This is a genomic window from Virgibacillus sp. M23, assembly GCF_034190895.1.
GTDB lineage: Bacteria > Bacillota > Bacilli > Bacillales > Amphibacillaceae > Virgibacillus > Virgibacillus salarius.
In genome coordinates, this window is record NZ_JAWDHA010000372.1 from 1 (window position 1) to 390 (window position 390).

Annotated in this window: 1 protein-coding gene; it reads left to right on the forward strand. The window is 48.2% G+C overall.

The genetic code is table 11. From position 1 onward, the window contains the following. On the forward strand, nt 1-390 hold a 390-nt coding region (gene speB / locus RVS70_RS23065; RefSeq protein ID WP_321135072.1), incomplete at both ends, for an agmatinase.

Consider the following 390-nt stretch of genomic DNA (forward strand, 5'->3'; position numbering starts at 1 on the left):
CTCACGCTTTGGCCCAAGCAGAATCCGTGAGGTATCAATCGGCGTTGAAGAATACAGCCCATATTTAGATCGTGATCTGGCTGATTTGAACTTTTTTGACGCCGGCGACATTCCGCTGCCGTTCGGTAATGCGCAGCGAAGCTTGGATATGATTGAAGAATACGTGGACAGCATTTTAGAAAAAGGGAAGTTCCCAATGGGTATGGGCGGGGAGCACCTCGTGTCATGGCCTGTCATTAAAGCGATGTACAAGAAATACCCAGATCTTGCGATTATCCATTTTGACGCACATACAGATCTTCGTGTTGATTATGAGGGAGAACCGCTTTCTCACTCCACGCCGATCCGTAAGGCGGCAGAATTGATCGGACCGCACAATGTGTATTCAGT